Below are 15563 nucleotides of genomic sequence, written 5' to 3' on the forward strand. Positions count from 1 at the left end.
GAATGCTTCGCAGAGAAGTGTTCCTATAATTACCAGTTTAAAAACAACCTACTAAACAATGTTATGAAGAAAAATCTTATCTACTCAATTCTGCTCACCTTGCTGTCGCTGCACACGATGGCGCAGGTTAAGATCAGCGGCAAGGTAACCGATGCTAAGGATAATTCAGCTTTACCTGGTGTAAGTATCAAAATAAAGGGCACCCAGGGTGGTACCCAGACGGATCTTAATGGAAATTACACGATACAGGTAACCAGTGCCAAACCCGTATTGATATTTTCATATACAGGTTATGCCAGTCAGGAAATATCAACCGTTGGCAAAACTGTCGTTAACGTGCAGTTAGCTGGAACGTCCAGCGCCCTTAACGAAGTTGTGGTGATCGGCTACGGAACTGTTAAAAAATCGGATCTTACCGGCGCTGTTACCGGCATCAAAGGCGATCAGTTAAATGATAAACCCGTGGCTAACGTAACCCAGGCCCTGCAAGGCAAAATAGCCGGTGTGGAAGTTAGTGTTAACAGCACGGCCCCCGGCGCGGGCGCTAAAGTGAGAATTAGGGGTATCGGATCCATCAACTCCAATGTCGATCCATTATATGTGGTGGATGGCGTGGTAGGAGTTGATCCAAACTCTATCAACCCGCTGGATATAGCCTCGGCCGAGGTGTTAAAAGATGCTTCGTCCACAGCTATTTACGGTTCGCGTGGTGCCAATGGTGTAATTATGATCACTACCAAACGTGGCCGTACAGGTGCTGCAACTATTACTTATGATGATAACTTTAACGTAAGCGAATTGTATCGTCATTTACGCACTTTAAACTCGGCCGAGTTTGTTAAAGTTTACAATGAATCATTCGCAAACGGTCAAAAATTTGACCCGGCCGGAGGCGTATGGGCACCGCCGGTTGCATTAAACCATGCTAATTTCCCTAAGCTTTTTGACGCTAATGATAACCCAATTTATGATACCAATTGGGAAAAGGAAACCTATAAACCAGCGTTTTCGCAAAGTCACCAGTTAAATATTCAGGGTGGCAGCGAAAAATCGCTTTACAGTTTATCGCTTGGCTATTTTAACCAGAATGGTCTTGCGCCAACATCGGCCTTTAAGAGATATACCATAAAAATGACAATGGATAACGACCTGAAAAGTTGGTTGAAAGTGGGTGGCAGCATCAATCTCATCAGCAGCAGGCAACGTTTAGTTACCGATGGTAATGGTGGGCTAAACGTGCCAAGGGACGTATCAGAAGAGGTGCCAATAGTGCCTGTTAAATATCCTGATGGCACATGGGCAGGCAATTATGATATTGCTGGTCTTGAGGGCGCGCCAAACCCGGTGCAGGTTGCCAACGAGCGTTACACGCTTAACAATAACCTGCAAATGTTAGGTAACATCTACTCTCTGTTCCACATTACAAAAGAGCTGGATTTTAAAACAGATTTCGGCTATAACTTAAGCGCTCAAAAAAATAACTTCTACTCAGCAGGCGATCTGCCGCACTTATCACAAGATCAGGGAGGTGTAGCTAACGTAAATGCTTACAATAATTACTACTGGCAAACAGAAAACTACCTTACCTGGAACAAAAAGATCAACGAAAGGCAGCGCTTCACCGCCTTGTTAGGTATCTCGTTCCAGCAACAAGGGTATGCCCGGGTACGCTCAGAAACGCAGAATTTTATTGATGATATTTTCCAGTACCACTACGAGCAGGCGGGTTCTGTGAGGAGTGCCAATGAAACGCAGGATGAAAAATCATCATTAAGTTCATATTACGCCCGTTTAACTTATAACCTTGATGAAAAATACCTGTTTACCGCAACGGGCCGGTACGATGGCTCATCGCGGTTTGGGGTGAATAACAAGTACGCATTCTTCCCTTCGGTGGGTGCCGCCTGGCGTGTATCGCAGGAGAATTTCCTGAAGGATAACCATACCATCACCAACATGAAATTGCGGGCCAGTTACGGTACTTCGGGTAACCAGGAGATAGGTAACTATCGTTCGCTGGCACAGATCCAGCCGAGCACCACGGTTTTGGGTGGGGCTGCTCAGTCAACATTGTTGCCAAGCTATATTGGTAACCCTAACTTAAAATGGGAGCGTTCTGTTCAGTTTGATGCCGGTTTGGAGTTAGGTTTATTTCATGATCGTGTAAACCTTAACCTCGATTATTATAACCGCACCACTAAAGATCTGTTGTTGCAGGCCCCTATACCATGGTCTGCCGGTGAAACCAATGCCAATGTATATAAAAACGTAGGATCGGTGCGTAACTCAGGTGTCGAGGTTAGCCTGAATACCCTAAACGTTAAAACACCCGATTTTGAATGGAGGACCAATTTTATATTTACTACCAATAAAAACAAAGTTTTAAAACTGAACGATAACGGCGCGGACATCTTCCCGGGCCCTAATTTCCTTGGTCAAAACTTTGTGATCAGGGTTGGCGAACCTATCGGTTCGTTTTATGGTATGACAAGGCTTGGCACCTATAGCACTTCGGCCGAGGATGTAGCCGAAGCCGCTAAACACAGCTTAAAGCCCGGCGACAGGAAATATATTTACAACCCGGATGGCAGTAATTATTATAGTATTATCGGCCGCGCTTATCCTAAATGGACGGGCACTTTCAGCAGCAGCTTCAGATATAAAGCTTTCGATTTTTCGTTCGATATCCGCTTTGTTCAGGGTGTAAATACTGCCGCCAACTTCAAACACTCGGTTGAGGACAGGCAAACCCTTTCAAACAGTTTGGCCACCGTGCTTAACGCCTGGACACCTAATAACCAGAACACCTATATTTCGCAGGTGCGTAACTACAAATTTGCGCAGGATTCGCATTTCGATACCTGGTGGGTTGAGGATGGTTCGTTTATTCGCGGCCAAAACTTTACGTTGGGCTATACCTTGCCACAGCCAGTGCTTAGAAAGCTTCATGCCAATCGTTTCAGGATATATGCAAGTGTTCAAAACGCGTTCATCATAACCAAATACACCGGTTATGACCCGGAGGTGGATACCTTCAATTCAAGCTACGGGTCGAACGGTTCGTTCTCGCAGAATTTAGATTTCTTCTCAAACCCCCGACCCCGTGTATGGAACCTTGGTTTACAGGTGACTTTTTAAACAGCGGTAGAGGATCGATTGATAGTTTAATTTAAATTATATAAAAATGAAAACCATAAAAAATATATTGCTTGTAGGGGTGGTGTTGTTTGCATGCTCCTGCAAAAAGTTTTTGAAGGAGGAGCCTACCAGTTTCCTTACGCCCGAGTCAAATGTATCGAGTGTTAAAGTGGCCAGGGCTTTTGCCAATTCGGGTTACCAAAACCTGCAGGGCTTTTTATCAGGCCAAAGTGGTTCGTACGGTGGTAATACCTGGAATTTGATGGAATTTATGACCGGCAAATCGGGCAGCGACCTTGGGCAAACCGGTTACGTAAATTACCAGAACCTAACTTACAGCAGTACTTCATTTTACTTTGATACATGGTGGCAACAAATGTACCTTGGCATAGGCGCGTGTAACCTGGCCATTGGTAAAATACCAACCATCAATGCACCCGGCCTTACTGACGAGGTAAAGAACAATATGCTGGCCGAAGTAAAAAGCCTGCGGGCGCTTTACTATTTTCAACTGGTACGTATGTATGGCGCGGTACCCATGGTTACCGAAACGCCCAAAGACCTGAATCTCAATGTTCCACGTACAGCTGCTAAGGATATATATGATAAAGTGATTATCCCCGATCTGTTAGCTGCCGAAAAATCAACGCTGCCATGGAAGGATAACACCGGCAAAGTATCGATGGGTGCTGTTGAGGCCTTACTGGCCGATGTGTATTTAACCTATGCAGGTGCCGCGATCAACGGCGGTAAAACATTCTACGCCGAATCGGCCAAGCGCTCGCTCAACGTGATCCAGAATGGTGGTTATACCCTGTTTCCGGAATATACCGACATGATCAAACCTGCAAATAAAAATACAGGCGAATTTATATTCCAGGTGCAATATGCGGCGTCGGTACCATCGTCAAATCCGCTTACACCACTTACTATTCCAAATTTTTCGGGTGTTTCGCAATACTCAGATGAGTATGGTTCGGTTTATCCTACAACTCAGTTTTTAGCATCATTTGCTGCTGGCGATAAAAGAGTACAAGAAAAACAGTTCTTTTACTCCAGCTATACCAATACAAAAACGGGCAAAAAAATCACTTTCCGCAGCCCTTATATCTACAAATGGTTTGATTCTACTGCAGTTAATACCACATTAAAATCTGATCTTAACTACACCCTTTACCGTTTGGCCGATGTTGAGTTGATGTACGCCGAAGCATCAAACGAAGCTGAAGGCGCACCAAATGCTACGGCTATATTGATGGTTAATAATATCCGCGCAAGGGCTAAGCTGGCCCCGATAGGGGCGTTAACCCAATCAGCATTTGAGCAGGAGGTGTGGTTGCAGCGGTATTTTGAGCTCTGCTTTGAAAATAAAATGTGGTTTGATATGCTCCGAACCCGCAAAGTTCATAACGATATTACCGGTAACTGGGACAATTTTATAGGCCATAAAACTGTATTTGGCGCCACGTTTACTGATAAACAGCTGCTGTTCCCGCTGCCTAAACAGGAAACAGATGTCAATCCGAAGTTGTTACCTAACAATCCGGGTTTTTAAAGGGAAAACAATCTGAAATTTATTAATAACAAACAGTAAAAGGCCGCGCAAGTGGCCTTTTACTGTTTATGGGTTTGACTCATAGCTACCTGCCGTATTTCAAATTTAATATCTTACCAGCTTAACAGTGAGCGGGGCTATGATCACGCCTGGTCCTTTATCAGAGGAGTCACCTCCTTTGGTTCCGGGAAAATCGATCCGTTGATATTAATAGATGTATGGAATCGGCAGCGAACGAGCTTGCCAGTCTCCAGCCGGGCGATATTCCAGCATTTTCGGTTTTGAAAATGCGGCTGCATCATCATTATATGGTGTACGGGCAGCATTGAAGGCCGGGGCAAACCGATGATACTTATCCCATTTACATTCAGACGGTTGCTTATCTATATTTTGTTGACGAGCTTAGATTTTATGTAGTGTGCTATGCTATTTGAAAACTCCTCTGCCCCTTGTTTATTTAAGTGAAATACATCTGAGAACTTTTCAGGCCGGAAATTAAAGTGGGGGTCTGACGAATAATCCAAAAACGTTACGTTAGGATATTGTTGGGTAAGCTTCACGAGCAATTCTTTTTCTACAGCTTGATTATCCAGGTAAAAAGGATTTCTTAATACAGTTGGTGAAATGACTACTAATGTTTTAACGTGTCTTTTGGTGCTATTCTCCAAAAATGTTTTAAAATACCTGATAGCCTTTTCTTCCGGAATATCTTTACGCTTTTTGATTTTTAAATAGCGCTTATTCATTCTTAAACTATAATCGTCAACCTCGGGTTTGGTCATTTGACCTTCCAGTGGTAAATATCCGTTATCATCTTTTTTTACTGTTTTAGCAAACAAGACATTAGTAGCCAGTATAAACACCGAGGAGTTGAATGGATAGGTTTGGGATAAAAGTTTGTAAGGCTCAAACGGACTAATTTCCTGAACGTATTTGATAAGTTCCGGATGTTTATTACAATAGGGCAGCAAGATGCTTAATTTATCGTATTTGGATTGATCAATCCCTAATTCTCTGGGACTGATATCTAATATGATAAGTTTGGGAGTATGCCTGCTTAACGAAATTTCTTCCATGGCGGTTGAGTACGGTATCATTAGTCCGTCCCGGCCGGAATCATAACAAGTTAGCCCTGTTATTTTAGATATAATGGATGGCGAATAATGACGGACAGCCCTTGAACTGCCATAAATCATAATGTCATGCCTGGCGCTGTCAACAGCATAGGTAGTTTGACTAAACTGCCCAACCTGCTGGCTGAAGTAGATTTTTCTGAGTCCGGTTCCCACTAAATAGTCAAGTGATATCAATACTACAAGAAAGCAGGCTGGTTTAATCAGAAACTTAGCAAGAGACATGGTTTTTATCAAAATTGGAAATATATAAACTGGCCACCATTAAACACACCCAATAACAATATCAAAATAATGGTGAAGGCTACGGAGCCCCATCTTAAGGCAATATTGGGTGAAGTAAAGAAATTGAATTTTTCAGGGTAATATTCCATTTTGTACTCCACTGCAAATAGCAGAAATATGGCCAAAATAGAATGGGCAAAATTGCTTATTCCATCGCCAAAAAATGGTTTTGCTCCAAAGCTCCTTAAATTATAGATCAGCGTCAATGCATCGGAAACGCTATTGGCCCGGAAAAATATCCAGGCAAAGGTTACGAATAAGCAGGTCAAGGCCATATTTCCTATTCGTATTGCTGTGGCGGTTGCCTTACTTTGCTGCTCTTTGCGTAAATATGGTTTAATGATCATATACACAACAGAATATAAACCATGTAAAATTCCCCATATGATATAAGTATAGTTGGCGCCATGCCATATCCCGCTTATTAAAAATACGATAAACAGATTAAGGTATTGCCTTTGTTTTGATACCCGGTTTCCTCCCAGCGGGATATACAAATAATCACGGAACCAGGTTGATAAAGAGATGTGCCACCTGCGCCAGAAGTCCTGAATGTTGGTTGCAAAATATGGGCGTTCGAAATTTTTCATCAGGTCAAACCCCATTGTTCTGGCGCAGCCAATAGCTATGTCAGTATAACCGGAAAAGTCGCAATAAATTTGTACCGAAAAAAAGATAGATGCGATTACAATGGTGGTTCCGTTATGGAGTTCAGGATTGTTAAATACCGAATTTACAAAAATGGAAAGGCGGTCGGCCACTACTATTTTTTTGAAAAATCCCCAAAGCATCATTTTTAAACCGGACTTCATTAATTCGTAATCAAAACGATGTTCGGTATGCATCTGTGGAAGGATATTCTGAGGCCTTTCTATTGGTCCGGCTACCAGTTGCGGGTAAAACATGACATACAAGCTGTAAATACCCAGATGCCTTTCTGCCTTTTGATTACCCCGGTACACCTCAATTGTGTAGCTCATGGCCTGAAAAGTATGGAACGACAAACCGATAGGTAATAAAATAGTTAAATAGGGTATCGGATCATGATAGTTAAACTTTCCCATAAACCTATCTATATTAAGATTCAGAAAGTTGAAGTATTTAAAAAATGCGAGGATACCTATATTGGCCACTAAACTTGCTGCTAAAAGAAGCTTCCGGCGCCGTTTATCTTTGGCTTTTTCAATGTATATGCCTGCCAGGTAGTCAATTATGATAGTAAAGCCTAATATCAGAATATAGATGGGGACAAAGGCCATATAGAAGTAACAGCTTGCAAGTAACAGTATGATCCATCTGAATTTATGGGGAAAGGCAAAATATAGCGATGTAACTATTACATAAAAGAGTATAAAACCTACAGAGTTAAACAGCATATGTATATAAGTAAGCTATGCTTACGTGATAAGAAGTAAAGGTCAAATATTTGCAAATATATCAATGTATATCCTTATATCAATGATATATTTATCAAATAATCTCAAATCATAACCCATAGTAATAATTTCGTCCCTTTCATTTTTGCGTATACAAAGTTGTCAATAAGGGCCAACTGAAGTGCTTAATGGCTGAATGCATTGTTGCCAGGTTAAATAGAACGGGCTACAGCTATACCCGCTAAGGCTTTTTACCCAAGTTGCTTACTAATGCAACGGCGATGTATGCCTTGTTGATCTTTTGCCAGTTGTGTTGGCCTTACGTTCTAAATAGACATCTGTTCCTGTTTGCACGGTCGTATCAGCGAACAATCGGCCGATAACTGCGCCCGATTTGTCGAATAATAAATGCGCCACTTTGGGCTGGTTTTAATGATCGTGCTGGCAAGCTATCCTGCATTGTGCCAGTTTATTATCATTTGCTATAAGCGAACGCGTTAATATCCCATCCGGGGCCGAAGGCGACAAATCATACCGGTGATTTATAAAATTAACTTTTGATTAACAGATAATATGTTGAAACTAATAAATATGTTTTAATGATAAATAATTATATAAAATAATCGAATATATCGTATTGACTAAATGATTTCATCGAGCCGTTCAAAGGGGTAGCGTAGCCGATCGTTTGTTTGCCATAGGTTTGCATAAATAGGTGAAGATGAATGTTTTCCCGCCTCACTAACGGAGGGCATTGCGCTTCCGGGTAATTCCGGCAAGTATCATCAAAGTTAAAGTCATTCATACCGTTGTGGCTTGATCCTGATCAAAATTTGGTTATTGCGGTTAAGAACATTTTTATGAAGAACACAATGCCTTGTTCATCTGTTTGATCGAAGAAATCCTTACCCCGCAACCAATAATGAATGTGAAAATCATTATAAAGAACCTACAGTATTAGAAAAAGAACTCATCTAAATTTGGAATAAAATGGAGATCAGGGATTTTACTGCAATATATATATATAACAAAGTAGCCAAATACGTTGTATCTGGCTACTTTGGTGATCCCGCTGGTACAAAACCCGAACCATTTGGAAAATGATTTGAAGTTGTTAGTTTTAATAAACCCGATAAGTAAGTAAATTCGATTGCCCGGTTGGCAATTTTTTCATTCGTTACTTAAGGTTAGCGCTGTTTAAACCAACTTAGAGGTCTCTTTCGGATATATTTAATATCCGGGGTTTTGTATTAGTAAATTGTTCTTGTTTACTTCATCGCGGGTGATTGGCCTGAAGTAAAGCGCGTTGTTCCAGGCCCTGTTTTCCAATACATTATATTCGGACGGTGTGTAGCTATAATCATAAACCGACGGGTCATAATGGTAAGGAGAGGATTGCGTTTTTCCCGATTTGAATTTTCCGGTAACAGTTACTATGGTTACCTTCCTGCCTACGGTTTCGTTGGCTATCAGCCATCTGCGTACATCATGATATCGCTGTTCTTCATAGGCCATCTCAATCCGGCGCTCATGACGGTAAATGTTTCTCAGGCTTGTTTGATCTGAGGCTGTAACCGCGGGCATACCAACCCTGAAGCGGATCTTGTTTAACCATTCTACCGCCGGGCCTGTGTCACCGAGTTCTATAGACGCTTCAATATAATTCAAAACCGCTTCTGTATATCTGAAAAAAGGCCAGGGAATAGTTTGCGGCATGTTTTGATCAATGATATTAGGATCCGGATCGGTAAATTTATGATAGTAATAGCCGGTGTAGGTACCATTCCAATTTTCTAACGAGCTGTTGCGGGTGTCCAGTCCGCTGAAAGATGTTAGTTTGCCGCTCACCATCAAATCATAAGTGCCGGTTTGAATTTGATTGGCGGGGTCAACATTGCCGGATACTTTATCGCGGGGTTTCCAATCCGAGCCATCGTACAACACCGTTGCGTAAAATCGGGGGTCACGGTTTTGATAGGGATTAGCTTTTTCCAATGGGTTCGACCAGCTGAATGGGGTGCCGTCCTGCATATCGTAATCATCAACAAGTAAGCCTATCGGAGAGTTTCCTCCCCAGTTATGATAACCGTTAGGCCCGTTGTAAAGGTTTGGCGTTACCGCATAGTTTGGCAGCAGGAAATACTTTGCAAAGATGATTTCTGAAGCCCCGGCGGGGTCGATATTGGGCGCTTTACTGCCTCCACCCATTGCGATACTCGCATAATTGATAGTTCCCTGGCTGGCCGAAACAGGAGCTGATAAATTAAGTTTATAACCCATGCGCGGATCAGCATCCATCACCGCCTTTGCCGCGGTTTGTGCGAGGCGGTAACGATCGGCCTGGTTGCCGCTTGTGTAACATAGCAGGGGAAGGGTTTGATCCGGAATACCACTAACTTTTGCTGTTAGTTTAGCTTTATCATGCAAGTCACTCGCTGCGTAAAGTAATACCCTCGATTTAATGGCCAGTGCTGCAAGCGCCGTGGCACGACCTTGCCCCATTGTTTTACCGGATAATAATTTGTTCACTTCATCGCAATCTTTTACAATGAAGTTTACACACTCCTCGTAGGTATTACGCTTTACCTTAAGATCGTCGGTAATATTATATACTTTGGTGATGAGGGGGACACCGCCGTAAAAGCGCAATAATTGCTGATAGTAATAGGCCCTCAAAAAATAGGCTTCACCTAAAAACTGGTCTTTTTTGGTCTGGTCGGAAATACTGTTTTTGCCGCTTACAATTCTGTCGATAGCCGTATTACAGGTTCTGATATACAGGTACATCCTGTCCCAGTTCCACGAATCGTCAATCCAGCCGGTAGTAGTGGGGCTAACATTGCCAGTATTGACGATATCGATACCCCGTCCGGTATGGTTAAACAGAGATTCGTCGGATACGGAGGCGAGCATCTGCTCAGATAATCCACCGTTTATCAGACCTTTATAGGCATCGTTCATATAGGCTTCGGCCAAAGTCGGGTCGCTCCAAACCACATCAGCAGATAGTTGGTTAGGTGGCGTAACATTCAGGAAATCCTTTTTACAAGCCGCGCCCATTATCATAATGAACACAAGCAGATATAGATTTTTATTTTTTAATGTTGTTTTCATATCAATTCCTTTCATAATGCGTTTTCTCACGCTCCTTAAAAAGTAACTTTAACACCCATGTTAATCACTTTAGCCTGCGGATAATACTGCCCGCTGGTATTGGTAGATTCGGGGTCCCAAATTTTGATCTTATCAAAAGTGGCCAGGTTGATGCCATTAGCGTAGATCCTCAATGAATTGAGCCCTAACTTTTGTATCCATTCTTTCGGAAGTGTATAACCCAACTCCACATTCTTTATCCGGATGTAATTGCTGTTGATTACATAATAGCTATTGTCTGACGCGCTGGAAGTGAAGTAGGTAGCGCCGCTATTAGAGTCAGATAACCGCGGATAAAGGTTGTTAGGATGATCAATACTCCAGCGTTTTTGATATGACCATTCCAGGTAGTTACCGATACTTCCTGATTCGGTCAGCCCTATTTTTTGTAAGCCGCCGGTAGCTCCCTGAACCAATACGCTTAGGTCAAATCCTTTGTAACCCAGGTTGATGTTCACGCCACCTGTAAAGGTAGGAGTGCCGTTTTTATCCATCCGTATTTTGTCATCACCATTAATTTTACCGTCGTGGTTTACATCTTTAAATTTCATATCTCCGGGCCTTAAGCTCGAATTTGAAATTCCTAATCCGCTGTAGTCAAGCTTATTGGCGTCGATATCTCCCTGGTCTTTAAAAACGCCGTCATATTGGTATAACAGCCAGGCATCTGTTGGATGATCGGTTGCTCGCTGCCAGTCTGGCGCGCCCGGGGTTTCGTCAAAATACAATACTTTATTTTTAGCATATCCGGCGTTTACACTAACGCTGTAATTAAAATCGCCGGCGCGGTCACTGTAATTCACGCTGAAATCATACCCCGAGTTTTTCAACCTGCCGAGGTTAACAGGAGGGAAGTTGTATACAGGGATACCTGCGCTTCCCGGTATCGATCCGGTTTTAGGCGCCAGCACATTTGAGCGGAGGTTATAAAAATAATCGAACGTTACTGATAACCGGCTGTTTAAAAAGCTTGCTTCAAGGCCAACATCGGTATTGTTTGCAACTTCCCAGGTAAAATCATAATTAGGTACGGTGCCTTCATAAACCGTCGCAACGGGCTGTCCGTTAAACATGTTATTGCTGGTTGCCAATAAAGTTAGGTATTGGTACTCTTTAAGCGCACCGCCATAATATGCTTCGGCCCCCATCCGGCCCCATGAGCCCCTTAGCTTCAAATTATCGACAAAGTGAATGTTGTTTTTAAAGAAGCCCTCTTCCGAAATGCGCCATGCTGCCGTAACACCCGGGAAGAAGCCAAACCGGTGGCTGGGGGGAAAGATATAGGAGCCATCTACACGCCAAAGAAATTGCGCGATATATTTTTCTTTGTAGTTATAATTGGCCGAACCGAAATAGCTTAAGCGCGCACTTTTAAATACATCATTGGCCCCGTTTGATTGTCCCAATTCCTGGCCAAATGATAACTGCGGGATTTGCGAGGATATAAAATTGGTTTTAAAAGCTGTAAAGCCGCTGCTATTAGCAGTTTGGCGCTGTACACCGGCCATTAATGAAACCGCATGGCCATTAAAGTTCCGGTCATAATTGATGATGCCGGTTAAGTTTATATCCAGCTCATTAATGTTTTTTTCTGTAAGATTTGGTGTATGAAACTGGTCAGGATAGAAGTTTTTAACCTGCAATTGCGGGCTGCCATCAGCATTCTGGGTAGTTTTATCCCACGAATACAATTCATAAGGTGTTCTCCAGGTACTTTGCCTGTTCCAGTATTTATCCAACGACGCCGTACCGGTTAATTTTAAGCCTTCTACACCCGGTACTTTAATTTCAATTTTACCGGTAGTCTGCAGGTAATCTTTAGTGTTTTTATCATACCCTGTTTGGTTAGTGGTGGCCACAACCGGGTTGATACCGTTTTCAATATCCGGACCGGCTAAACCGTTGGGCCAAATGGCCACATCGGTCGGCCTGCCACGCATAATAAACCTGAAAATGTTGGCGGCACTCACTGTTGGGTAGTTGGGGTTTTCTTCCCTGCCGGTAACATTTAAGCTCGTGGTGATATATTTACTAACTTTAGATTCTACATTGATTCGCAAATCGTACTGCTTGTACCTGGTGGCCGAGTTCTTATAAAAACCGTCCTGGTTTAAATAGCCCAGCGAAACAAGATATTTGGTAAACTCATTACCGCCTGTAACTTGCAGGTTATGCCTTTGTTGTGGTGACCATTTTTGAAATACGGTGCCAAACCAATCGGTATTTGGGTATCTAAGCGGGTCAGATCCATCCCTGAATTTCTGCATAGCCTCCGGCGAAAAAGCCGCGTTTATATCGCCATTGCCATCGGGCCGGGTGTACGTGCCCGTGCTTTTCAAAGCTTGCCAGGCATCGTTCCAGTTGCTTTGATTTAAGCCCGAATTGAATATTTGTAATTCGTTCATAATCTCGGCATATTCAGGTGCATTGGCCATTTTAGGTGTACGGGTAGGGCGCTGCAAACCATAATAAAAATCATAACTGAATTGTGGCTTACCCGATTTACCTTGCTTGGTAGTAACCAAAATTACACCGTTACCGGCCCTTGATCCATATATTGCGGCAGATGCATCTTTCAGGATTGATATACTTTCTACGTCGTTAGGATTGATCCTGTCAATACCACCTGCACGTCCCGGTACCCCGTCAATTACAATCAACGGGTCTGTGTTACCACCTGATAAGGAGTTGATACCGCGGATGCGAATAGTAGAGCCATCACCACCAGGTTCGCCGCTTGATTGGATAGCAACTACACCCGACAGGCGGCCACCAAGAGAGTTAGAGAGGTTAACAGAGGCTGATTTGGCCAGCTCCGAGCCCTTTACATCTGATACCGCACCCGACACAACGACCTTTTTCTGTGTGCCGTAACCAACCACAACAACCTGGCTCAGATCTGAAGCCAGAGGAACAAGCTTGATATTATCGAGGTTCTTTTTCGCCGGTACTTCCAAAGTGGTAAATCCCACGAAAGAGATAACCAGGATACCATCATCCGGAACATTGCTTAACGTAAAACGCCCTTCGGTATCGGTTTGTGTACCTAAACTTCCGCCTTTTAATTTTACCGATGCACCCATAAGGGGTTTTCCGGTCTCATCAACAACCTTTCCCTTGACGGTGATCGGCGGAGGAGCGTTTTCCTGCTCAGCTGTTTGAGGATAAGTTGCTCTCAGCAAAATATTTTTACCGGTGATCTTGTAGCCGATCTGCGCGTTTTTAAAACAGGCGTTCAATGTTTCCTCGATCGAGGCGTCTTTAACATTAACACTGATGGACGTATTCACCAGGTTTTGATCGGTATACAGAAAAACATAACCTGACTGGTTTTTAATCTGGGATAAAACTTTTTCCAGGGGGGTATTTTTTTCGTTTAGACTGATCTTTTGACTATAACTTTTAGCGCTTGCATGTAATAGCGTAATTATTAGTAGGAGGGTGGTTAGTTTCATAACCATAATAAGTTTATGGACCAGTGAGCCTTTTTTAGGGCATATCACTGTCAGGACACCTGTAAAATTCATTACATTTGTTAGGTTTGAGGTTAACACATAAGATAATACTCCATTTGTTTTACCGATTTATTCGGAAGGGTTGACTCAAGCTTTATCGCAGAAGTGCTTCGAACCACTTCTGCGTTCTTTTAAGAACCCTGTTTTCTCTGATCAGGTTATTTGACGTAATATTTTTTTCATCGTTTTCAGGTTAGCTGTTAAATAATTGGTTATTTATTTAGTGTAGGTTTAAGGTTTAATGATAATTTTCTTTTCTGAGCCTTTGGTTTGCTGTACAATTTCATAGTTTACTTTAAAATAAGCCAGCATATCCAGTATTTGTGTGGCGTTCGCATCTTTGATCATTTCGCCAGAAAAAACGGTTTTCGGAACACCATACGGGTATGAAACATCAACGTTGTACCAACGCGATAACTGCCGCATAACATCCTCAATTTTTGCTTTTTTAAATTTGAACAGCCCGTTTTTCCAGGCGGTTGCCTCGTTAATATCTGCGTCTTTAATTTCAATTGCTGTATTTGATAAAGACGTTATACTTTGCTGTCCCGGGCGGAGGAGCACACTCCTTGAATCTCTTGATAATTTTATGCTGCCTGCCACCAGGGTAGTTTTTATTACCTGTTCATCATCATAGGCATTTATATTAAACTCAGTACCGATATCTTCAATAGTATGCCCTTTGAAATTTACCCTGAATGGTTGTTTCGCATTATGTACAATCTCAAAATAAACTTCGCCGGTAATATTTACGGTGCGATCATTTCCTTTAAAAGCCGTGGGGTAAGTGATGGATGAGGCAGAGTTTAACCACACCTTGGTACCATCAGCTAACACCAGGTCATATTTCCCCCCGCGGGGGGTACTCAAAGTATTGTAAACTACAACTGAAGGATCGGTATTGTCAGGTGCATAAGCCAACTGACCGTTAGCCGTTTTTACGATTCTGATATTGCCTTGTTTAGCTATTGTCCCGTTTATCTGGCTGTTTAAATTAATCTTGAGGCCGTTGTTTAGTACCAGGACCGCTTTATTACCGCCAGGGGCAATGTCTACCCTTTCAACCTTTGCCGTCATTTGTTGCTGACTGGCTTTCGAATTTGAAAGATAATAGTAGCCCCCTACTGATAAACAAAGTATCACAGAAGCTGCCAATGCTATTCGTGGCCATAGCCGTTTGGTTGCGGCCGGCAGTACAGTTACATTTAATGATTGCCAAACATCCGCTTTCATCTGGTCAATTTCTTCGGATGAAAGCTCCTGTTGTTCAGGTGTCCATTGGGCGTACCACTCCTCCAATAAAATGCGCTCTTCGTCGGTTATCGTGCCGGCGTGATATTTACTTAATAACTCCTGAAGATTGATTTTTGGGTTCAACTGGCTAAGTATTGTCTTATTTATTATAGAC

The 15563-nt window shown here is 42.6% G+C and carries 7 protein-coding genes; 2 read left to right on the plus strand and 5 right to left on the minus strand.

The window, feature by feature from the left end; all coding sequences use genetic code 11:
* Positions 1-63 precede the first annotated feature (63 nt).
* Positions 64-3138, plus strand: a complete 3075-nt coding sequence (locus ABIC84_RS19730; RefSeq protein ID WP_429264648.1) for a SusC/RagA family TonB-linked outer membrane protein — start codon at positions 64-66, stop codon at positions 3136-3138.
* 46 nt (positions 3139-3184) lie between these two features.
* Positions 3185-4693, plus strand: a complete 1509-nt coding sequence (locus ABIC84_RS19735; protein WP_429264649.1) for a RagB/SusD family nutrient uptake outer membrane protein — start codon at positions 3185-3187, stop codon at positions 4691-4693.
* Between the two features lie 383 nt (positions 4694-5076).
* On the opposite strand, the gene ABIC84_RS19740 is transcribed toward ABIC84_RS19735, so the two are convergent.
* The 5 genes from ABIC84_RS19740 to ABIC84_RS19760 form a co-directional block, all read right to left on the minus strand.
* Entirely contained in the window at positions 5077-6051 is a 975-nt protein-coding gene (locus tag ABIC84_RS19740; protein ID WP_429264650.1) for a hypothetical protein, read from the minus strand.
* Between the two features lie 8 nt (positions 6052-6059).
* Positions 6060-7487: an MBOAT family O-acyltransferase gene (locus tag ABIC84_RS19745; RefSeq protein WP_426585882.1), complete on the minus strand. Its 1428-nt coding sequence runs from the start codon at positions 7485-7487 to the stop codon at positions 6060-6062.
* Between the two features lie 1230 nt (positions 7488-8717).
* Complete coding sequence (locus tag ABIC84_RS19750; protein ID WP_429264651.1) at positions 8718-10601, minus strand: RagB/SusD family nutrient uptake outer membrane protein; 1884 nt, start codon at positions 10599-10601, stop codon at positions 8718-8720.
* 35 nt (positions 10602-10636) lie between these two features.
* Complete coding sequence (locus ABIC84_RS19755) at positions 10637-14095, minus strand: TonB-dependent receptor (RefSeq protein ID WP_429264652.1); 3459 nt, start codon at positions 14093-14095, stop codon at positions 10637-10639.
* Positions 14096-14386: 291 nt separating this feature from the next.
* Entirely contained in the window at positions 14387-15532 is a 1146-nt protein-coding gene (locus ABIC84_RS19760; protein WP_176628670.1) for a FecR family protein, read from the minus strand.
* Between the last annotated feature and the right edge of the window lie 31 nt (positions 15533-15563).

It is taken from the genome of Mucilaginibacter sp. 3215, assembly GCF_050433785.1.
Lineage (GTDB): Bacteria > Bacteroidota > Bacteroidia > Sphingobacteriales > Sphingobacteriaceae > Mucilaginibacter.

What these genes read in the sequence shown, in the direction of transcription:
- ABIC84_RS19730 (WP_429264648.1), top strand. Translation starts at nt 64, where the DNA reads ATGAAGAAAAATCTTATCTACTCAATTCTGCTCACCTTGCTGTCGCTG.
- ABIC84_RS19750 (WP_429264651.1), bottom strand. Translation starts at nt 10,601, where the DNA reads ATGAAAACAACATTAAAAAATAAAAATCTATATCTGCTTGTGTTCATT.
- ABIC84_RS19755 (WP_429264652.1), bottom strand. Translation starts at nt 14,095, where the DNA reads ATGAAACTAACCACCCTCCTACTAATAATTACGCTATTACATGCAAGC.
- ABIC84_RS19745 (WP_426585882.1), bottom strand. Translation starts at nt 7,487, where the DNA reads ATGCTGTTTAACTCTGTAGGTTTTATACTCTTTTATGTAATAGTTACA.
- ABIC84_RS19735 (WP_429264649.1), top strand. Translation starts at nt 3,185, where the DNA reads ATGAAAACCATAAAAAATATATTGCTTGTAGGGGTGGTGTTGTTTGCA.
- ABIC84_RS19740 (WP_429264650.1), bottom strand. Translation starts at nt 6,051, where the DNA reads ATGTCTCTTGCTAAGTTTCTGATTAAACCAGCCTGCTTTCTTGTAGTA.